The organism is Alkalitalea saponilacus, assembly GCF_900168165.1.
GTDB classification, from domain to species: domain Bacteria; phylum Bacteroidota; class Bacteroidia; order Bacteroidales; family Marinilabiliaceae; genus Natronoflexus; species Natronoflexus saponilacus.
The window spans coordinates 53,913-75,043 of record NZ_FUYV01000021.1; the positions used below are offsets into that span (position 1 = coordinate 53,913).

Genomic DNA, 21,131 nt, shown 5'->3' on the forward strand with positions numbered 1-21,131 from the left:
TTTCACAAAATGTAGACAAATCTATAAAAAAAATCAATACAAGAATAATTCGCTACATTGCAACAACCAAATAAGCATATAATTAATTGTATTGATCTGATTTGGATTTAAACAATTATTAAAACCCATCCTTTTAAAAATAGAATATAGCTTAGTATTATACTAACTGCTATCAACTATTTAGAGTCTCAGTTTTGCAAATGACATCAAGAGTATCTTACCTCATTTCGCATATTCAAGAAATAAACATAGAAAATATTCTTCTCGAAATCTCAAAAACATGCAACAAACTCAGTAGGCAAATCATTATTTTAAGAGATTTAATTGATTAAAAAACTTTTTACATCAATTTTCATCCATGGCAAAGATCATCCACCTCATCCAGAATTTTTTCACGTTTATTTCCTTTTAGGCGCAAATTGTCCAACACCCCCGGCTTTTCAAGCAACTGGCGACACAGCACCACGCCCTGATTCAGCAATTGTGCTTTTTCGGCTTTTGAAAGCTGGGTAATAGCAGTAATGGGGAAAATACGCATCTCTTCAATCAACTGACGCAAATTTCTTTTCTCAGGAAAATCCCACCCCAACAGCTTTAACCCGCTGCAAAGGCCAAAATCTATGGCATCGGTTGTAAAACGTGTATTGGTAACCACCCATCCCTGAAAATTGAAACGTTGATAGGCAGCATCTTTTTGCCTCTCTCTTACAATATCATCTATTCGTGAACGGATGTAAAGCGGAACCTGCACACTGGCAAATTTCCCGGGACTGTTGTAAAACTTGCATTCAACCAAATGCTGATGAGTCAGGTTGGTGGCTATCACATCCATTTCGTGTGAAACACAGTGTCCCTTAACAACCTCTCCTACTTGTACTTCAAATCCCTGATATTTAAAAAGCTGACCGATAAAATGTTCGAACGGATATCCGGAGGGGCCTAACTCCATAATGGCTTTCTTAAGGCTATACCTTGCTGCCATGCTTCGACGTTTACGTCGAAGCAAAGAAAAAGCACGGTTGTATATCCTTCTGGTAGTCATTCCTTCCTTAAGCCATGATTCAACATCTTCGACCACTTCCAGAATAAGAGCACCATCGGCTCCTGAACGCTTTAATGATTGCTCAAGCTTTTCAACCGAAAAGGGCTGCATTTCTCCTGAGGCTTTTTCTATGAGAATCTTTTTTGACATATAAATATTAAGAAAAATTTTAAGACAAATATGTAAGTTTTTTATGTGTATTGATATACATCAACAAAGCAATCTTTTACAAACTAAAATAAATCACCTTTTCGGATAACTCCCTGTTGCAATAATTCCCGAATGACAATTTCAGTCATATCGCTTTTAAACTGAAACTCGTAACGGATGTCCATCACATATGCTTTAATGCGCATTTTAAGGTATGAACGTCTCTCTTTTACTTCATTAAAAAAGACCACCACAATGGGTTTTTCAAGATAGATAAATCGTGATACCTGAGCTGTTTCGATGGCTATTTTTCGTGCTTTCTGCGTATCCACATCAATGGGTAGATATATTTCGGCCACCACCTGGCAATTTAATTCGCCGGAATTAGCATTTGAAACGGAAGAGTTCATCAGTTCCATATTTGGAACTGATACCACCGAGTCGTCGGGTGTCACAATTCGTGTGGCACGCAAGCCAATTTCTATGACCTCTCCATAATATTTTCCTGTTTCAATCTTATCACCAACCTGAAAAGGCCTGTCAAACAACAACATAATTCCTCCAAAAACATTCTTCAGCAAATCCTGTGCAGCCAGACCAATGGCAATGGCAGCAGAGGCCCACATGGCTAAGTAGGTCTCCTTTGGCGGGTTATATATCCCTTTTATGATAATAAATACAACAAAAATCCAAAGTAATATGCGTACCACCGGAATGATACTCTTCAGGCCAATCCTTAACTTGCTGCTTCTTTCGGCTATGGTTTCCAGAATTTTCACCACAAACCTAATGATTAGGTAACTTAAGACAATAATTACCAGAGTCCAGAAAATTTTGCTGAAAGAGATGACATTAATCACCTCTCCGGGTGTTCCAATTTCCTGTCGCAATTGTTCTCGCTCCTTTTCGAAGTCTTCAATGGCGGTAATAGCTGCAGTATCAATCTCTGTTTTTCCAATTACGACCGTGAGTGTGTCGGGAAACGCAACCACCAAAGTATCATCTTGAACATCAGGAGCTGATAACGTATCAGATTCAACAGCCATGGACAGCGAAGCCGTTAAAAAGAACAAGATGGAGAGTATATATTTTATCATTATCACTATAATTAAAATCAACCAATAAAGTTACGGGACTGAAGATGCCTGACAACCGGACTAAAAACAATTGGATTCACATTGTATTTTGTTTTTGGCCGGATGAGCAACCCTTTTTCGAGCATAGGAACCAGAATATTCCTGGCTGAATTTTCAGATTTACCAGTAATCTGAATATAATCCTGAGTTGACAAACCATCGTGTAACACGATGGTTTGAAGAACAAACAATTCATCAGCACCCAAATCTTTTACAAATGAAAAATCAATCTCTTTCACATTCCCCATTTTAATTTCACGCTCAGTTACCTTGCGAGTAAGCCTAAGCCAGTATAGCTGCGCTAAACTGATGTTTCCGTAACTTAATCTTGTTAGTTTTCTGAAAAAATTCTTTCTCAGCATTTCCTGTTGAGCTTTTTCATCCGAATTTTTATACCGCTTTTGATAAATAATATCCTCATCATCGTCGAAATGGAGGCGATACCCGCTGATATTATTCCGGCGTGAAATAATCTCTTCCATTACGTCAGGTTGCATATCCTGCAGGTGAACTATGGAAGTAAAATAGCCTGAGACATGAATGGTTTTATCGAGATATCTCCAGGCATGCTTTGTAAATGCACCTATCCACAATACTTTTTTCATGGTGTTCGACATTAGGTCGAACAACAACATCAAATCATCGAAACCATTTACTTTTTTCAGATAGAAATGGTGTAGATTTTCAATAACTACCACACTCTGACTATCTTTATTAATCAAATAGTCTATTATTTGTTCGTTTGATTCAAACCGCTCTTCGACTCCAAACAACTCAGTAAAAAAATCAAAATAGCGATTGGTTGTATGTATTTTTTCGCTCAACGTTACCCTGTATATATCCTTTTCCTGAATTTTCTCATTTAAAAAACGGTTGAGCAAAGAAGTAACTCCACTCCCCTTTTCGCCAACCACTGCAATGGTTATAAAACGGTCTTTTCGCCAATTGTTAAGTGCTTCGGTTAGCGTATTCAGCTCTTCCTCCCTGCCTACAAAAAAACGTGCTTCACTAACAGGGGTGAGCTGATACAAACGTTGATAAACAAAGGGCAGCTTGCGCAAACCTTCAGAAGTATCATTGATGAATTCGTATAACTCAAATGCCAGACCTACCGATTCATGTTTTAACCCGATTCGATACTGAAGCTTGTCGGTTCCGGATTTTATTTTTTTATAGTTGCTCTTTACAAACTCTGTCGCAACAGGAATGGCCGTTTTAAATCCATTCACCACTTTTTTTCTGAACTCCTTTGACCTTTCGAGGGTTTTAATGCGTGCTATTTTAAGGTTGAGTTCGAAAATAGATTCACTGTTGGTGAGCTTCTGAATCTGGTCGTTAAACCTATTAATGGTAACACCAAAATCGGAGCTGATGGCTTTTCCGGTATTCTCAACAATTGCTTGCGACTCAGAAAGCAACTCCAGAGCACGAACTGTACCTTCCTTTGCGCTAATTATTGCCTCGCAAGCTGTTCCCTTTGTTTCATTCAACATCATGGCAGCCGACTCCAGACTAAAATCCCATACTGAACCTAGGCCTGTCAGCTTAATTCTTGCTTCTTCAAGATTTTGCTCAACCATGGCCATAATTTTTTCGGCATCAGCAACAAAAACCGGCAAAGCTTCAAAGCTTAATAACCCTCGCGGAGAAATGGAATTTACATCATTCTCCTGCACCGGACAAGCATATTTGCGCTCCGAAACAAACGTGCGTTTCTCAGAGACTTTATTTATTTCTGCTTTAAATTTAAGTAAGAGTTGCCTGTAGTCGCTCTTAAAACAAATGGCCAGTTTTTCGGTTAAGTGTGTAATGTGTTTATCAACAAACTCACTGGCAGCCAGTTTACGCTCTTTTGCCACCAACTGAAGAACAGATTTTTTTTGTCCCTCACATTTTTCAAAACGCTCCCGACTTTGGTTTATGAACTGCTCCACAGCAGCATAACCTTCTTCCAATTCGCCATGAATGTAATCATGGGTAACTTTCTCAAATTCGTAATATTCATGAAACACGCTCAAGTAGAGCAACGAAATCTCCACATCCAAAGTCCAATCATCCAAAAGGGTAAGCCATGACCTGTTCCATCCCTGAAGAATCCCATTACAATGGCCGTGAATTCGGTTACAGTATGCATCAACCACTCTGGTTTTGTATTTGCCGTTTGGCAAATACAATGTATCTGAAAGATTATAAAGTTCATCAACTTGTAAAAAAACATTCTTTATGTTCTTTTCAACGGCTATTTCAAATTCCTGTAAAAGGTCCTTTCTTCTTGTCGCTTTTCTAATCTCAGGCCATTTATCTTCGAAATTCAGGGAAATATCATCCTCACTTTTTCCCAAGGTAGATTTACAATGTTTATCAAGGAACATATCCTGCTCCCATAATTCCAAAAACACCTTGGTGTATTGGGTCAATAATTCATCAAGAAATTCAATTTGTTTTTGATGCAACCTGCCATAAGTATGATAAGAAAGGATTTGATTAAAAGGGATACGTCTTACTCTGTAAACCGTAATATCCTTAGGCGGTTTTCGGAATAATTTCCGAAAACCGTTCCACACTTTTCTAAAACTTTGAAGCAACGATGCCCGAAAATTTTGAAATATTGCAGCCGGGTATCGAAACGGATTCTTTAACCGGGAAAGTTCGTACCATGTGTATGGCTCCCTCGCGGTTACTCTTTTAGGTATATCTTTTATCCAACCTTGAAACTCGTTGTCAAAAAGATGTGGAAGTTTATGAATACCGGTATTTGTGGAAGTTTTAAGATGCTCTTGGAGCATCTTAAATATTTCTGACCTGAAGTTTCTTTGCAGCTCAACATATTTTGCACCATCATTGGATGCTTTTAGTTCTTTTTTTAAATGGCTATACCATTTAAAATACTCACCAACAATCTTTTCACGCCGGTCTGTTTCTGAATCAACAAAACTTTTAACAACAGGCCAAACTGCTGATATATATGAAGAATATGCTTCGGCAACTATTTTGTTTTTAAAACCCATATTCAAAATATTCAATTTCGAAGTTAAATTAGGGAAAATCTTTCAGACTTTTGCAACAACCATCTGCCAGAAACATCGAATTAAGAATAAAGGAAGCTATTTTAGGATTCTCTCCCCTGCAAAATTCATGGCAATGGCTCCAAGCGGTGCGGTCACTACAATGGAAAGTACAGCAATGGTTAAAATAACATCTCCCCCCGGAACACCCATGGCCATGGGAACTGCGCCAATTGCGGCCTGTACAGTAGCTTTTGGACTGTATGCAAGAATGCAGAAAAAACGCTCCTTAAAACTAAAACCGGTTTTAATCAATGATACCATAACTCCCACGGAGCGTGCCAATAATCCGGCGGCAATGATTAAAAGTCCCGCGACCCCGGCCTCTAATGCCAGAAAAACGTCCACTTCTGCACCCACCAGCGTGAATAGAATAATTTCAGCGAAAATCCACGATTTATTGAGCTTTGAGGATAAATCAATCGCTGTTTTTTGTTCTTTTTCAAGAATAATAAAGCCAATGACCATCACACCAAGCAAAGATGCCAAAGGAATAAGCGACTGAACAGATTCAAGTGTTGTTAACAGAATGGCCGCCCCCAACATAATTAAAACCTTTTTGGTGTTACGGGTCTCAAACTTCCTGAAAATCCATAACAATAAAAACGCAATCACAATACCTAGTGCGATGCCTGTTATGACTGCCACGGGTATAGATAATACCTGAGTCGTAATATTCACTTGTTGACCGCCATAAAATCCTGCAAAAGCAGAAAATATGGTTATGGCCACCACATCGTCCAAGGATGCACCTGCCAATATCATGGTTGGAATTCCCTTTTCACTTCCTTTGCCACGGTCGATAAAGGATAACATTTTGGGAACAATAACAGCTGGCGAAACAGCTGCCAGAATAAACCCCAGCATTCCTGCTTCTACAAAACCCAAATCCCAAAAATACCATGCAACAAAAAGAACCATAAATCCCTCAAAAAGAACCGGGATGAATCCAAGTCTAATGGCCGGAGCACCTACCATTTTCAAGGTTTGCCTGTGTAATCCCATCCCTGCTCGCAAAAGAATGATGATTAGAGCCATCTTTCTTAAATCCTCAGAAGCTATTAAAATGCTTTCATCTATCCAGTTGAGTGCATTTGGCCCAATGGCTATTCCAACAAATAAAATCCCAAGAAATCCGGGTAAACGCAATTTTGTAAAAAGATAATGAGCTGTTATACCTAACAGACCGATGATAGCAAGACTTAAAGCCATTTTGGAGTTTTAATTATTTACAATACATTATTGTTCGGGAAAAATAATTCCATATTATTTAAGTGCTCAAGCCGCACGGGCTCTTACTTTTTTGCTACAGCAAAAAAAAGTAAGCAAAAAATGCCGCCGCTGCAAGTAATTTCCTAAAAATCAAGTTCATTGTCTAAAATCCGGAAACTCGCTACGCTCAAACAACCCGGATTTTTAACGACAATAAACTAGATTTTATTAACGGAAATTCCTTGAGGCGGAAGAAAGCCCCCATTAATACCAAAAGTTATAAAATACCTAAAGAAAAATAACACGTCAATGGTTTCAAATATTTTAATCGGACAACAGTGATTTACAATCAACCACTCTTCCCACAAGAATTCCACTAACGCGCGGCAAACCTGCCAGATATTCATGTAAAGGTACCGGGGTTAATTCAACTTTATTACTTCGGGTTGACGCATGCAACAGATGAAGTCGGTCGTTGTGATGCATTGCAAACCCTGTATGGGAAACATCAAGCCCTTCGATGGTAGTGACAAAGGCAATGATGTCGCCGTTATTGATGTGTAATTCTTTATCCTTAATGATATCTTTGGTAAGGTATTTCATGGAATACCCCGCAATCCGGCCCTCAATTCTCTGCAAAGGGAAAACATACTCTGGATTTGCCTCCAACTGACGATAAAAACCGGGATTTGTAGACATAAAATGCACTTCCGAATTAAACGCTTCATTTCCAATAGAGTCGCTGATTAGAATCAGACTCCCTTGTTTTTCTTTCACTTTTAACCATTCGGTAAAGTAGTGAAGCCGCGACAGGTAACCCTCCGGCTTTCCCTGACGGTATCGGATTAACGCCAAATTCCTGTAAAAATCGTCTATGTCCATACGACCGGAGAACTGACAACAGGCCATTGCCAAAACGTACTCAACAAAAGTGGTACAATCCATCTCCCGCAAGTTAACTACCAGGCGCTCCTCCCCTTCCAACTCCAGTGTGGATGCAACATATTCGGTTCCGGCAAAAAACTCAGCAACAGACATTATTCGTGACGACAAATTGGAGAGAGTATCACCTGATAACCTAAACTCAGTCATCACTTCTTCAAATATCAGAGAATCCTGTAAAGTTGCATATATTTCAAAATCGATCAACGGCTTTTTAGTGTCGGATGATTTTTGCGCACATGCAATAAGACTAAAGGAACATATTATAACGAGCAGTGATTTGATTTTTAAAAAATACATTATCGGAAATTTAACAGGGTAAAACAGTCAAATAAGCAAAGCTTCTCCAAAATTAAGGAAGTATTTACAAAATATTCGTAAATTATGATGGAAATATTTTGAAATCATGGATTCTGCAAATAAACAATTTTAATATTTTGAAGTTATTTCATTTTATCCTGTTTTATTCATGACTTGTCGTTATGAGATGATCAAATACCAATAAATACATACAGCCGCAAAGAAAATTGATGAAGGTAATAATTGATTATTTTCAAGTCAATTTTATTGAGGACGTCTGTATTTAGCAGGTAGTTGAGCATCGTAATAGATAATTTGTGAAACGAAGTTCGACGTATGTCAATAATACAGGTTCTGTTTCATTTAAATTAAACAACACCATTAAAAGTACTTTATGGCCAACTCGAGAGAATCCATATCAAACCCCAAAAATCATCAATTCAACAAGGCTCTTGCAGAAGAACTTCTTCAAAACCTAAGAAAACAGAGCCAGGGAGGCTCTGTATCTCTGATGGAAAAACATATTTCAAGAGGAAAGCTCCCTGCCCGAACCCGAATAGACAGATTGATTGACCCCGAAACACCATTTCTGGAACTCTCTCCACTGGCCGCGTTTAATCAATACAACAATGAATTTCCCGGAGCCGGAATCGTAACCGGAATTGGTATTATTCACAACCGCGAAGTAATGATTGTGGCCAATGATGCTACCGTAAAAGGAGGCACATATGTACATGAAACCATCAAAAAACATCTCAGAGCACAGGAGATTGCAGAAAAAAACAACATCCCATGTGTTTATCTGGTCGATTCAGGGGGAATCTTTCTGCCCGAACAGGCCAATGTTTTTCCCGACAAAGATGATTTTGGAAGAATCTTCTACAATCAGGCACGCATGTCTGCTGCCGGAATTCCCCAAATATCCATTGTTATGGGTTCATGTACTGCCGGAGGAGCATACATTCCGGCCATGAGCGACGAAACCATCATTGTAAGAAAACAGGGAACCATTTTTCTGGCAGGCCCGCCTCTTGTAAAAGCAGCTACCGGAGAAGTAGTAACCGCCGAAGAACTTGGCGGAGCCGAAGTTCATACTTCAATATCAGGAGTGGCCGACCACATTGCAGAAAACGACGACCATGCATTGCATATTTGCAGAGATATTTTTGCCAATTTGCCCAAATCTCCAAAACAATTTTTGGATAGAACTGAGTACTCAGAACCCGATTATCCATCAGAAGATTTATATCACCTGATTCCCTCACCGGGAGAAACATGGCCCGATGTAAGAGAAATCATAAACAGACTAACCGATGCCGGCGAATTTCAGGAATTCAAAAAAAACTACGGAACAACGTTGGTCACGGGTTTTGCCCGATTACATGGTTATCAGGTAGGCATTTTAGCCAACAATGGCATACTTTTTTCTGAATCGGCATTAAAAGGGACGCATTTCATTGAACTGTGTAACTCAAGGGGAATTCCCATGATATTTCTCCAAAACATCACAGGGTTCATGGTCGGGAAAGAGTATGAGAATAAAGGCATTGCCAAAGATGGTGCAAAAATGGTACACGCATTGGCAAATTCAGGAGTTCCGTTTTTTACAGTTATCATAGGAGGCTCGTATGGAGCCGGTAATTACGCCATGGGAGGAAGAGCCTATGAACCCCGCTTTCTGTTTATGTGGCCCAATGCCCGTATTTCTGTAATGGGAGCAGCTCAGGCCGCCGGAGTTCTTTGCACCTTAAAAGCAGACCAAAAAGCAGCCAAAGGAGAAATCCTGACCGAAAACGAAACAAAAGAGATTGAAAAAAGTATATTCGATAAGTATGAAAACGAGGGTTCGCCTTGGTACAGTACGTCCAGGTTGTGGGACGATGGCGTAATTGACCCGCTTCATACCCGAACTGTTTTAGGAATGGCCATTGAAACTGCATTAAATGCACCATTTAACAAGTCAAAATATGGAATTTTCAGGATGTAAGAATAAATTACATCTAATTCTCTAAACGTCTAACAATCTTTTGAATTACCATCTATGACCCTCATTAAAAAATTTGCCGAAAACATTTGTTACCTCGAACTGAACAGGCCGGATAAGCGCAACGCGCTTAACCGCAATATGATACTGGAGCTGATAGCCTTCTTGCAGGACACTGCAAAATCTATGCAATATAAAACGCTGGTTTTATCCGGAAAAGACGGCTTTTTCTCCTCCGGTGCAGACCTGGACTGGATGCGAAAAGCCACGGAGCAATCTTACGAGGAAAATCTGGAAGACGCCCGCCTGTTCAATCAACTCTATCACGAACTGGAGAAATTCCCAAAACCAATCATTGTCAGAGCCGACAAAGGCGCTTACGGCGGTGCCATCGGTATTCTGGCCTGTGCCGATATAACCATTACCTCTCCCGATGCCCTGTTTGCATTCAGTGAAGTTGGACTGGGATTGGTGCCGGCAACCGTGGCCCCATACGTCGTTAAAAAAACCGGATTGGCAACCGCTCGTTACCTTTTGCTGAGTGGAATTCCCTTCAATGGCGAAGATGCGTACCGTTTCAATATGGTTCAACAAATATTTCCGGCGACTCACATCGCAGTAAAAACCAGAGAATTGGCGGTTAAGCTGGCACGCAACAGTCCCGAAGCTGTTCAGCAAACCAAATTCTTATTGAACCGCTTGGGGGATTCACTTGTTTCTGTTGATAAAAACATGCAGGAACTTTGCGCTGAACTCATCTCCAAAGCACGCATTTCAGCCGACGGACAAGAAGGAGTAAAAGCGTTTTTCGAAAAGCGAAAACCAAACTGGAATGACAAAAAATTTTAAACCAAAGCAACAGATTCAAAGAATTTTTATAGCAAATCGTGGCGAAATTGCTTCACGGATAGTCAAAACAGCCCGAAAAATGGGTATCACCACCATTGGATTAACCACTGAAATGGATTCATGGTGTAATGCAGATGAAAAGGCATTCCTTCCTGGCCAAACACTGGGTGAAACCTATCTGAATATTGATGCCATCATAGAGCAGGCATCAGCTTTTAAAGCTGATGCCATCCATCCGGGATATGGTTTTCTATCGGAAAACCATACTTTTGCCAAAGCCGTGGAAGATGCCGGAATGATTTTCATAGGGCCCTCACATCAGGCCATACTTACAATGGGCAATAAATTAAATGCCCGTGAAATTGCTCAAAGGATTAAAATACCGGTAACACCATCCATTTCAGGTAATGTGGATGAAGTATTAAATAACATCTCCAACTTAAACTTTCCTATACTTGTAAAAGCCGCTGCAGGCGGCGGCGGAAAAGGCATGTACAAAGTCAACCAGCCCTCAGAGCTTCCTGAAATCATGAAACGCGCAGCAAGAGAGGCTGCCAGCTACTTTGGCAATGAAACCATTTATGCTGATCAATATATAGAAGACCCCAGACATATTGAAGTTCAGGTTTTAGGTGACCAACACGGTAACTACATACACCTGTTTGAAAGAGAATGCTCAATTCAGCGACGCTACCAGAAAATAATTGAAGAAGCTCCATCTTCATTTGTAACAAAAGAATTGCGAAAAAAACTAACCAGCGACGCCATAAAACTCTGCAAAGAAATTGGCTACTACAACGCAGGTACTGTTGAGTTTTTGGTGGATAAAAACGGAAATCACTATTTTTTAGAGATGAATACCCGTATTCAGGTAGAGCACCCGGTTACGGAAACAGTTACCGGAATTGATATTGTTGAACAGCAAATTAAAATTGCCGAAGGCCAGCTCTTATTAATTAACCAAAATGACATCACATTCAATGGACACGCCATTGAATGCAGAATATATGCCGAAGATGCAGCCAATAACTTCTCACCCGCCCCTGGAAATATATATCAGGTAAGCTGGCCCGAACCAAAACTGGCACGTACAGACACCTCGATAAATAGCGCAACGGAAATAAAACCCGATTTTGACCCAATGGTAGCAAAAATCATTGCACATGGAAATAACCGTAAAGAAGCCATCAGAAACAGCATTACAGCATTAAACAACTCAACCATTACCGGCATTACAAACAACATTCATTTTCTGACAGAAGTATTAAAAACCGATGCATTTGTAAATGGTGATACCACCACCGGGTTCTGCAACAGCTTTAAATACAAAAAGCCAGAACTGCCTGATGAAAAAATAATTGCCGCTGCTGCATTGCTGAACATACTAAGGCCAAATCACTCAAAAAATCAAAACATCTGGCAAAAATCCGGATACTTGAGACTACAGCAAAACATCTCATTTTCAATAAACCAGCAATTGTTTCAACTACAATGGCTATATATAGATAAGGCATTAAAAATTGATATCAACCGACAATCATCCATTGAGGTACGAGACATAAATGACAACCAGAATAAAATCAGATTTTTTGCAGATAAAGAATACTTCCAATTCAATTCAATAAAACTGCCTGATGGCAGTTTTATTCTCAGTTTTGAGACTTCTCAACTGCATGTTATCCCATCATGGATACTGCCCGATAAAATACAAGTTTCACAGACAAAAGCAGAAAACTCAGCCAATGGGAACACTCTTATTGCGCCCATTCCCGGAAAAATTACCGAAATAAAAGTTTCTGAAGGCGATATCATTAGAGCAGGAGATACACTGGCAATTCTTGAAGCCATGAAAATGGAAAACCTACTTAAAGCCACACATGACGGAGTCATTGAGAAAATAAGAACACTCCCGGGAAGTCAAGTTAAAGCCAATGAGATTATTCTGGAGTTAAAGCTATAACAACTCTTTAGCGGATTGGGCGATTCTGTTCAATGTTTTTTGGTTGCCATTTTTAAACTATTAAGAGAGAACTCATTTCAGTTCTCTCTTTTCATAATTTTTAACGTTCTACCAAGAATTTCAATTTAACAACAAATTTAAAACACATCTATAAAACAAATATTCTATTTAACATTAACAATCTTTTCGTTCTGAAACACTGACAGTTAATCCACATCACACAATCCATTCTGGCAGTTAAAAAGCCTTACAAACAACACAAATAATCATTTATTTTGTAACCCTACTGCAACATTGTCGTAATAAAAAGCATTTCATAGATAATACCAAACTATAATTTAGACAAGTTTTGAATTACTATGATTAAATTTTTGTTAATGTTTTATTTTTATTTTTTATTAACTTTTTCTATCAACTAACCAAACAATTATGAACAGAAAAATTGGATTTTTAGTAATTGCCCTATTATGTGCAGTTTCTTTCTCTGCCACAGCTCAACAAGCTGTGAAATTAGGCCCTTTAGGATTTCTTTTCGGAAACTACAACCTCCGTTACGAAAAAGCCTTAAGTGAAAAGGGTTCATGGCAAGTTGGCGCCAACTATTATAACTATGAAATCTTTGATGTTACATCTACCGGATTTGGATTAGATGCTGCATACAGAAATTATTTCAAAGAGGCCATGGTAGGTGCGTATGTTTCTCCTGCATTAGGATTTCAAACAAACACTACAAGTGTAAGTGTTTTTGATGACACATCTGCCGGATATTCGCTACTAGGTTTAGGTGTAACTTTGGGCTACCAGTGGATAGGTGGCGGGGGCTTTGTAACCGACCTGGGATTGGGATATGGCTATAATGTAGAAGTTGGCAAGGACGACAAACTAACTGGCGACTTTGGTGGCGGTGGTGTAAGATTTACCTTTGCCATAGGTTATGCCTTCTAAAAAAATACATACATAATTATTAAAAAAGCTGTCAAAAATTGACAGCTTTTTTTTTGTAAAAATTAATTCTCAGGATAAAATTGCGCTGAACATTTCATCGCAAAGTTTAAACAAGACCATTTTTTTGTTGTTTATATACATAAATAGAATTTTAAAAGTATAAATACAAATAAATGAACCCACTTACACAAAAGCAACACGAAGAGTTGCGACATCGAATCAGGAACTTTGCAGAATCAGAAATTGCACCGGAAGCAGAAAAACTTGACAGCGATGAACGCTTTTCCTCGGAATTAACTCGCAAAATGGGACAAGAAGGGATATTGGGAATCAATGTCCCGAAGAAATACGGGGGGCAGGAACTTGATACTTTATCTTACATCATTGCCGTAGAAGAACTGGCACGCGTGGATAGTTCTCAGGCAGCTACAGTGGCTGCTCATAACAGTCTTGGATTGGTTCCCATATTGGACTACGGAACCGAAGCGCAAAAAGAGAAGTATCTGCCAAAATTGACAACGGGAGAGCATCTTTGGGCATTTGGTCTAACTGAGGAAAATGCCGGTTCCGATGCTCGCGGAACCGAAACCACTGCAAAAACAGAAGGCAAAGAGTGGGTGATAAATGGCAGTAAAAGATACATCACCAACATATCAAACCCGCTTACACTAGGGGTTACACTTCAGGTAATGACACAAAATGGGGATCAACCTTCACAACTTACCACCATTCTTGTGGAAAAAGGAACTCCGGGATTCGAAGCACAGCGACTGCTGGGAAAAATGATGTGGCGCGCTTCGGATACAGGAAAAGCCTCCTTTACCAATTGTCGTGTTCCTATAGAAAATTTACTGGGACAGGAAGGACAAGGAGCTCGATATATGCTTAAAACATTGGATGGGGGGCGTCTCTCAGTAGCAGCCATGGGACTTGGATTGGCACAAGGTGCATTTGAAATGGCAGCAAAACATGCCAAAACCAGAAAACAATTTGGCAAACCCATTAATCGATTTCAAGCCATTGCCTTTAAGTTGGCTGATATGGATATGAAATTGGAACTCGCCAGAAACACCCTCTACAAAGCTTGCTGGTTGAAAGACAACAACCAACCTTACACCCGTGAAGCCGCCATGGCGAAACTTTATACCTCAGAAATTGCAAGAGAAATTGCCGACGAAGCGGTACAGGTTTTTGGTGGTGCAGGGCTTTTTAAAGACAATCCCATTGAGCGATTCTACCGGGATCAACGACTTCTGCAAATTGGTGAAGGAACTTCAGAAATTCTTCGGCTGGTGATTGCGAGGGGGATATGACACGGAGAAAGGATAGCGGAAATTGAACATAGTGAAACTCCGCAAGGCGGAGCCGGAGACAGGAAACCGGAGATAAAGCACAGCGGAATTCCGCAAGGCAGGTTAAAAGAATGATAGATTGAGAGGTTATTAGGTTATTAGGTTGTTAGGTCAAGAGGCTATTAGGTCAATAGACAGAGAAAAACGCAATTCCAATGTTTTAGAAACATCAGATATAGCCATCGTAAGTGGCAAATGTTGGTAGAATAGAAAAATCAATATTCGAATTTAAACTTAAGAGTTTTAATTAACTAGATCTTTAGACTTTTCCCGAGACATTCGGGATTAGGCACAAGCATGACCATGTTCTTGATTTTAAGAAACTTACAAACATTAAAAATGATTACATCCACCTGGAAACCAAGTAAATAAAAAGCTCAACGAACTATTTTAATGCAAGAATAATAGACAATAGCATTATAATCTGCATATTTGTCTAAAGAGTGGTGACATGAAACGAGCCATGATAAAGAGCTCTCACACAAGCGATGTACTTAGCCCGGTCAAAGTAAGGATGACTATTGGCGAGTTCTCCCGAGACCTCGGGAACCATTAAAAACAAAAACATAAACAGATAAAACTGACTCTTAATAGAGAGGATGTCACCACTAAGGCAAAAATAATGGTCAAAACCATCAACAATATCCCCATATGCTAACTAAAAAGTAAAATAAATATGCTTATACTTCTATCACCTGCGAAAACTTTGGATTTTGAACGTAGAATTCCTGATATAAATACCACTGGGATACAATTTTCAGCTGAGGCACAAGAGTTGACAGGTTTGCTAAAAACCAAATCTGTTAAGGAGTTGAGGGAGTTGATGCACATCAGTGATAAGTTGGCTCAACTCAATGCAGAGAGGTTTTTGCTTTGGCATTGGCCATTTGACGAGTTTAATGTTCGTGCTGCAATATATGCATTTAAAGGAGAAGTTTACAGCGGACTTGAAGTAGATACCATGCAAAAAGATGCCGTTGATTATGCCCAGAAAAGCGTGAGGATTTTATCAGGTTTATATGGCGTTTTGCGTCCTTTTGATGCCATTATGCCCTATCGACTCGAAATGGGAACGAAACTGCTTAATTCTAAAGGAAAAGATTTATATTCGTTCTGGGGAGATAAATTAACCAGAGCCATCAATGATGATTTGAAATCAGAAAAACATCAGGCATTGGTTAATCTTGCCAGTCAGGAGTATTATAAAACCATCGATGAAAAAAAAATAGAGAGAGACATCATCACGCCAGTCTTTAAAGAGTTCAAGAGTGGACAGTATAAAGTCATTTCCATTTATGCCAAAAAGGCAAGAGGGTTAATGACGCGTTTCATTGTTGAAAACCGGCTTACAAATCCGGAGGATTTGAAAGCTTTTGATTTGGAAGGCTATGTTTTTAATAATGAATTGTCTAAAGGGACAGACCTGGTATTTACCCGTAGGTAGCTGAGATAAAAATCTTTGAATGGTTGATTTAGCGTGGGATTATGGCTATCTTTCTCAAAAATAAACAATAAATAAAAACTATATATTATGAGCCCGTCACCTTACATTGAACGTTATGGGAATCTCCTGAAGCAGGAGACTCTCCAGACACTGGATGAGCAGATTATGCCCAACACTTTTGTGTTAGAGGCTCCGGAACCTTTTCCGGGATTTTATGATTATTACTCTGACCATCCAATCGACAGCAAACCGCTCTATCTCTACTTTGTTTTGAAGCAGCTTTATACGGTAGAGCAGGTAACGCGTGCAACACAAAATATCAGGAAGTATTTTCAGTCGGAATTTAATGCCGCTGCCGGTGTTGTCAACATTTACAATAAGGAGTTTCATGTAATCAGGGTACGTCACCTTAACGACTACAATCTGATACCCGAACTCCAGGCATGTTACATGGATGAAGGCATTGAGTTTCGTAAGAAACCCGGAGGAAAACCTGCCGGACCGGCAGTCATTCGTATCAAAAAATTCTTTATCCTCGAAGAGAAGCATCCCGGTGTTTACTTCGATGTAACCGAAAAGGATCATGGTTATTTCACCATTCCAAAGTATTTAACATGGAAATATTTTGAGGATATTACCAAAAAGATCAAATACAATTGGGAGAAACCTATGTTTGATGCTGCCATTGGACATTTCCATGTAAATTTTGGCATTCAGGACATGATTAGGATTTATAATCCAAAAATGGATTTGGAGTATTTAATGGATGTTCGAAAAATGTATATGGAGCGAATTAATAAATAAAGTCTTATGACTTTACTTTAAAGCAAAAAGAAAGCCGGTTTTTCAACCGGCTTTCTTTTTTGGACATAAAACTGAAACAATAACTTCTAATTTTTATTTCTTCGCCTTGCTATATCTTCTGTTCACTTCGTCCCAATTAACAACATTCCAGAAGTTTTGTACGTAATCGCCTCTTCTGTTTTGGTACTTGAGGTAATATGCATGCTCCCATACATCAAGTCCAAGAATTGGGGTTCCTCTCACTTTTTCAGTATCCATAAGCGGGTTGTCCTGATTGGCTGTGCCAGAAACGGCAAGTGAACCATCTTCTTTCACAAGCAGCCACGACCATCCACTTCCAAATTGTGTAAGCGCAGCATTGTTGAACTTCTCTTTAAAGGCATCCATGGTTCCAAAGGTGCGGTTAATGGCATTTTTTAGTTCTTCGGATGGTTCACCTTGTCCACCCGGAGCCATCACTTCCCAGAACAGGTTGTGATTGTATAATCCTCCACCATTGTTACGAATTGTGGCACTTAGTTTCGACATTTGACTAAAAATGAATTCCAAAGAGGCATTTTCCAACTCGGTACCTTTAATGGCATTGATGAAGTTGTTGTAGTATGCTCTATGGTGCCGGTCGTAATGAATCTCCATGGTTTTTGCATCAATGTAAGGTTCCAGAGCATCGAAAGCATAAGGTAGTTCAGGAAATGTGTGCTCTACAGATTCGCCAGTATAGGCTTTTAGCGTTTCCTCTTTTTCTTTCTCTTTATCATTTGATTCGGCTGCCGGAGTTGCACATGCGGCAAAAATCATAGCCAATAATAATAGTGCTGCATTTAATTTTTTCATATTCATATGTTTGTTGGGTTTAAAATTTAAAATTGTTTTGCTTTATATATACTAATCAACACATTATATTTTATTTTGTTCACGATGATGTGATAAGTATTTAACTCAACTGATGGCCTTACGCAATCAGTTGATTGAAGCAAGCTCCTACATATGTGTCTTGTATGTTTAACTATTATTTTTGAAACTTTAAGTTGATATATAGCGTATTATGGTTATATTGCAAAACTTATTTTAATACCGGAATATATGCTGAAGAGGTGGATTTTTATTTGTGCGGCTGTTTTTTTTATTTTTCCTACCGGATACACTCATCTTTCCGATGAGCAAATTTCGTCAGAGACTTCTTTCAATGATAAACATTTCGATACCTACATTACCTGGTTTTATGATAACCTGGATTTTGACTCCTTTGAGAAACCTGAATTGAAGGTATTTAAAAAAGCGTTAACCGGCTTTTTCCAACTAAAAGAACAATCACTCACGAAGAAAAATCAACTTGTTTTAATAGATTTCTCACTTTCCTCAAAACATGAACGTATGTGGGTGGTTGATTTGGATAAAATGAAAATAACTGACCAGATGTTGGTGTCTCATGGTCAGAACAGCGGAGAATTGTTTGCTACTAAATTCAGCAACATTCCATCTTCATATCAAAGCAGTCTTGGATTTTACGTTACCGGTGACATATACTATGGCCGTCACGGCATGTCACTTTTCTTAAACGGGATGGAACCCGGAATAAATGATAAAGCCCGGGAGCGTGCCATCGTGATGCACAGCGCAGATTACGTGAGTCATGAATTTGTTCGAAGACATGGCCGTTTAGGAAGAAGTCATGGATGCCCGGCTATTCCTATGGAGAATCATGAGGATGTGATTCGCTTATTGGCTCGCGGTACTTGTTTGTTTATATACCATCCAACAGCAAGCTACACCAAAAAGTCCGCGTTGATTTCACCTGAAAACGCAATGGTCGGAATGATAAAATTTCTGGAGGAAACTCCTTCATTTATGCGCAATTACACCATGTGGCCTTTATTGGCTCAATTGTTACAATAGAGTATTCAAATCTCTTCTTCTTCCGACGATTTTGTACTTTGTCTTAGTGCTGTCAGTAATGGTTCGTCCCTATTGTAGATGTCCCGTCTGAAATAGACAATGCCTTCATCATCGGCCCATGCTGTTAAATACAAAAGATGAACCGGTACCGGTCTTTGTAAATGAACGGTTCTTGACCGTTTTTCAGCCAATGTCTGATTTATCCTTTGCATATCCCATCCCGGATTTGTGTCCAATAGGATTTCAGCCAGTTTCATGGGTTGGTTTATACGAATACATCCCGAACTAAACGTTCTTTCGGTTTGCCTGAATAACTCACGCGACGGAGTATCATGGATATATACATTGTGATGATTTGGAAACATGAACTTTACCAACCCCAATGCGTTATCCGGTCCCGGATCCTGACGAATCATGTATGGAAAGCCATGGCTGGCAGCTCTTTGCCAGTCAATTGTGGATGGGTCAACGTTTTCTCCATTTCTGGTTATGACTCTCATTCTTCGTTGATTCAAATAATTTGGGTTGTTTATAACCGCTGGAATAACATCATTTCGTAAAATGGTTGGGGGGATGATCCAGTCCGGATTAAACACAAGATATGTCATTCTGGAACTGAAAACAGGTGTTCTTCTATATGGTCGTCCGACAATTGCTTCCGTTTTGAAAATGGTTTTGCCATTTTCGATCAGCAGAAGTTCAAAATTTGCAATATTCACTAAAATGTGTCTGTCTCCCAAATCATCACTCAGCCACCTCCATCTTTCCAAATTGGCTCTGATTGAGGCCACTCGTTCTTCTACGGGAATATTTAAAGCATCAATGGTGCCTCTTCCAACCACGCCATCAGCTGTTAATCCATTGCGCATCTGAAACAGAACGACCTGTTGGTGCAATGCTTCATCAAAATAATTCTCATTGACGCTATCAAACGGGATGTCAACTTGAGTAACGGATAGTCGTGTGCGCAATTGAGCCACATCCTGATGATTGATGCCTTTTTCGAGTTTTCTTAAAGATGTATTAAATGCATTCCACCCTCCCTTTTCTTCAATGGCAACGTATTTTGCGAGTGCTTTCTTTAAATTTGAATATTCTCTGTGTCCGGGTGTTAAAGACTGTAGTGTCTCTTTTACCACCCTGTATCTTAAGGTACTGTCAACAAAACTGACCCAATCAACATCAGGGTTTCGGTGTATAGCGTGCCATTGAGGGTCAATGGTCTCTGAATCGGTTTTTCCTCTCCCCAAATGAGAAGCCAGAAGCAGGTATGAGTCTGTAAGAAGAAGCTCAAGTTCTGCCAAATCTTCAGTATCTGGGGTTTTACTATCCACTATTTTCTCCATCAACAGTTCCAGTTTCGACAGATGGTAGTCTTCGGGATTTAGCCCTTCGAGATGAACTTCTCTGAGGAAATCCATCAGTTGGTCAATGTTTTCCCTGTCACTCCACAAAGGAGAGAACATCTTACCGCTCATTCTGTAGAGTTCAGAAATTAAATCAGGCTGATAATAGACATCCAGCAATTCAATATTTGCAGAGTCTGCTATCAGTTCTATGCGCTCACTCAGGATTCTTGCTAGTTCTCTTCTTTGTGACTGTTGTTTACAACCGGCACTAAAAAAAAGAATCAAGGCCAGTAGCAGAATATTTAATTTAATAATCATGGAATAAAGCGTTTAATATATTCAACATCCAATATCATTACTGTCCCATTAAAATCTAAAAAAGCTCTTTGAAAAGTTTGAAATTTAGTTAGTTGCGGACGTTTTTCGAGCGAACGGACTTGAATTTTTAGTTTTGCATCAGATTAATCTGATTGCATATGTATCAAGACAAATACGTTTTCGCTCAACTGGTCTCGTTTCTGAATAGAAGCAAATTCAATCGTATTGTTGCCAAATACAAAGGAGACAAATATGTAAAACATTTCACTTGTTGGAACCAACTGCTTTCTCTGATGTTCGGGCAATTAACAAATCGTGAAAGTCTTAGAGATTTGATTGTTGCACTTGACGCTCATCACTCCAAATCTTATCATTTAGGCTTG

Annotated in this window: 16 protein-coding genes; 9 read left to right on the forward strand and 7 right to left on the reverse strand. The window is 39.3% G+C overall.

The window, feature by feature from the left end:
* Nucleotides 1-352 precede the first annotated feature (352 nt).
* From B5X70_RS15215 to B5X70_RS15235, 5 genes are all read right to left on the reverse strand, one after another.
* Entirely contained in the window at nucleotides 353-1,192 is an 840-nt protein-coding gene (locus B5X70_RS15215) for a restriction endonuclease (protein WP_079558764.1), read from the reverse strand.
* Nucleotides 1,193-1,275: 83 nt separating this feature from the next.
* On the reverse strand, nucleotides 1,276-2,289 hold the full coding sequence (locus B5X70_RS15220) for a mechanosensitive ion channel family protein (protein ID WP_079558765.1): 1,014 nt from the start codon (nucleotides 2,287-2,289) through the stop codon (nucleotides 1,276-1,278).
* A gap of 17 nt (nucleotides 2,290-2,306) precedes the next feature.
* A complete protein-coding gene (locus B5X70_RS15225) occupies nucleotides 2,307-5,336 on the reverse strand; it encodes an ATP-binding protein (protein ID WP_079558766.1) in 3,030 nt (1,009 codons plus the stop codon).
* 96 nt (nucleotides 5,337-5,432) lie between these two features.
* Nucleotides 5,433-6,605, reverse strand: a complete 1,173-nt coding sequence (locus B5X70_RS15230; RefSeq protein ID WP_079558767.1) for a cation:proton antiporter — start codon at nucleotides 6,603-6,605, stop codon at nucleotides 5,433-5,435.
* 324 nt (nucleotides 6,606-6,929) lie between these two features.
* Nucleotides 6,930-7,847 (reverse strand): N-acetylmuramoyl-L-alanine amidase-like domain-containing protein, encoded by a 918-nt coding sequence (locus tag B5X70_RS15235; protein WP_079558768.1) that lies wholly within the window; start codon nucleotides 7,845-7,847, stop codon nucleotides 6,930-6,932.
* Nucleotides 7,848-8,241: 394 nt separating this feature from the next.
* On the opposite strand from B5X70_RS15235, the gene B5X70_RS15240 reads away from it, so the two are divergent.
* From B5X70_RS15240 to B5X70_RS15270, 7 genes are all read left to right on the forward strand, one after another.
* Nucleotides 8,242-9,834 (forward strand): carboxyl transferase domain-containing protein, encoded by a 1,593-nt coding sequence (locus B5X70_RS15240; RefSeq protein WP_079558769.1) that lies wholly within the window; start codon nucleotides 8,242-8,244, stop codon nucleotides 9,832-9,834.
* A gap of 54 nt (nucleotides 9,835-9,888) precedes the next feature.
* Nucleotides 9,889-10,680, forward strand: a complete 792-nt coding sequence (locus B5X70_RS15245; protein ID WP_079558770.1) for an enoyl-CoA hydratase/isomerase family protein — start codon at nucleotides 9,889-9,891, stop codon at nucleotides 10,678-10,680.
* On the forward strand, nucleotides 10,664-12,640 hold the full coding sequence (locus B5X70_RS15250) for an acetyl/propionyl/methylcrotonyl-CoA carboxylase subunit alpha (protein ID WP_079558771.1): 1,977 nt from the start codon (nucleotides 10,664-10,666) through the stop codon (nucleotides 12,638-12,640). The genes B5X70_RS15245 and B5X70_RS15250 overlap by 17 nt, the downstream gene beginning before the upstream one ends.
* Before the next feature lie 429 nt (nucleotides 12,641-13,069).
* Nucleotides 13,070-13,585, forward strand: a complete 516-nt coding sequence (locus tag B5X70_RS15255) for a DUF3575 domain-containing protein (RefSeq protein WP_079558772.1) — start codon at nucleotides 13,070-13,072, stop codon at nucleotides 13,583-13,585.
* 173 nt (nucleotides 13,586-13,758) lie between these two features.
* On the forward strand, nucleotides 13,759-14,898 hold the full coding sequence (locus B5X70_RS15260) for an acyl-CoA dehydrogenase family protein (RefSeq protein ID WP_079558773.1): 1,140 nt from the start codon (nucleotides 13,759-13,761) through the stop codon (nucleotides 14,896-14,898).
* Between the two features lie 715 nt (nucleotides 14,899-15,613).
* The gene (yaaA, locus tag B5X70_RS15265) at nucleotides 15,614-16,381 is read left to right on the forward strand and encodes a peroxide stress protein YaaA (protein ID WP_079558774.1); all 768 of its coding nucleotides are present in this window, start codon (nucleotides 15,614-15,616) and stop codon (nucleotides 16,379-16,381) included.
* Between the two features lie 87 nt (nucleotides 16,382-16,468).
* A complete protein-coding gene (locus tag B5X70_RS15270; RefSeq protein ID WP_079558775.1) occupies nucleotides 16,469-17,185 on the forward strand; it encodes a hypothetical protein in 717 nt (238 codons plus the stop codon).
* A gap of 93 nt (nucleotides 17,186-17,278) precedes the next feature.
* On the opposite strand, the gene B5X70_RS15275 is transcribed toward B5X70_RS15270, so the two are convergent.
* Nucleotides 17,279-18,019 (reverse strand): superoxide dismutase, encoded by a 741-nt coding sequence (locus tag B5X70_RS15275; protein ID WP_232468354.1) that lies wholly within the window; start codon nucleotides 18,017-18,019, stop codon nucleotides 17,279-17,281.
* 249 nt (nucleotides 18,020-18,268) lie between these two features.
* Between B5X70_RS15275 and B5X70_RS15280 the strand changes: the two genes are divergently transcribed.
* Nucleotides 18,269-19,081 carry a murein L,D-transpeptidase catalytic domain family protein gene (locus B5X70_RS15280; protein ID WP_079558776.1) on the forward strand — a complete coding sequence of 271 codons (813 nt, stop codon included), beginning with the start codon at nucleotides 18,269-18,271 and terminating at the stop codon, nucleotides 19,079-19,081.
* A gap of 5 nt (nucleotides 19,082-19,086) precedes the next feature.
* Here B5X70_RS15280 and B5X70_RS15285 read toward each other — a convergent pair whose 3' ends face one another.
* The gene (locus tag B5X70_RS15285) at nucleotides 19,087-20,748 is read right to left on the reverse strand and encodes a L,D-transpeptidase family protein (RefSeq protein ID WP_079558777.1); all 1,662 of its coding nucleotides are present in this window, start codon (nucleotides 20,746-20,748) and stop codon (nucleotides 19,087-19,089) included.
* A 158-nt stretch (nucleotides 20,749-20,906) separates the two neighbouring features.
* On the opposite strand from B5X70_RS15285, the gene B5X70_RS15290 reads away from it, so the two are divergent.
* Nucleotides 20,907-21,131 (forward strand): DUF4372 domain-containing protein (locus B5X70_RS15290; RefSeq protein ID WP_079558782.1); only part of this gene is annotated, 225 nt, incomplete at its 3' end.

What these genes read in the sequence shown, in the direction of transcription:
- B5X70_RS15215 (WP_079558764.1), bottom strand. Translation starts at nt 1,192, where the DNA reads ATGTCAAAAAAGATTCTCATAGAAAAAGCCTCAGGAGAAATGCAGCCC.
- B5X70_RS15220 (WP_079558765.1), bottom strand. Translation starts at nt 2,289, where the DNA reads ATGATAAAATATATACTCTCCATCTTGTTCTTTTTAACGGCTTCGCTG.
- B5X70_RS15225 (WP_079558766.1), bottom strand. Translation starts at nt 5,336, where the DNA reads ATGGGTTTTAAAAACAAAATAGTTGCCGAAGCATATTCTTCATATATA.
- B5X70_RS15230 (WP_079558767.1), bottom strand. Translation starts at nt 6,605, where the DNA reads ATGGCTTTAAGTCTTGCTATCATCGGTCTGTTAGGTATAACAGCTCAT.
- B5X70_RS15235 (WP_079558768.1), bottom strand. Translation starts at nt 7,847, where the DNA reads ATGTATTTTTTAAAAATCAAATCACTGCTCGTTATAATATGTTCCTTT.
- B5X70_RS15240 (WP_079558769.1), top strand. Translation starts at nt 8,242, where the DNA reads ATGGCCAACTCGAGAGAATCCATATCAAACCCCAAAAATCATCAATTC.
- B5X70_RS15245 (WP_079558770.1), top strand. Translation starts at nt 9,889, where the DNA reads ATGACCCTCATTAAAAAATTTGCCGAAAACATTTGTTACCTCGAACTG.
- B5X70_RS15250 (WP_079558771.1), top strand. Translation starts at nt 10,664, where the DNA reads ATGACAAAAAATTTTAAACCAAAGCAACAGATTCAAAGAATTTTTATA.
- B5X70_RS15255 (WP_079558772.1), top strand. Translation starts at nt 13,070, where the DNA reads ATGAACAGAAAAATTGGATTTTTAGTAATTGCCCTATTATGTGCAGTT.
- B5X70_RS15260 (WP_079558773.1), top strand. Translation starts at nt 13,759, where the DNA reads ATGAACCCACTTACACAAAAGCAACACGAAGAGTTGCGACATCGAATC.
- yaaA (WP_079558774.1), top strand. Translation starts at nt 15,614, where the DNA reads ATGCTTATACTTCTATCACCTGCGAAAACTTTGGATTTTGAACGTAGA.
- B5X70_RS15270 (WP_079558775.1), top strand. Translation starts at nt 16,469, where the DNA reads ATGAGCCCGTCACCTTACATTGAACGTTATGGGAATCTCCTGAAGCAG.
- B5X70_RS15275 (WP_232468354.1), bottom strand. Translation starts at nt 18,019, where the DNA reads ATGAAAAAATTAAATGCAGCACTATTATTATTGGCTATGATTTTTGCC.
- B5X70_RS15280 (WP_079558776.1), top strand. Translation starts at nt 18,269, where the DNA reads ATGCTGAAGAGGTGGATTTTTATTTGTGCGGCTGTTTTTTTTATTTTT.
- B5X70_RS15285 (WP_079558777.1), bottom strand. Translation starts at nt 20,748, where the DNA reads ATGATTATTAAATTAAATATTCTGCTACTGGCCTTGATTCTTTTTTTT.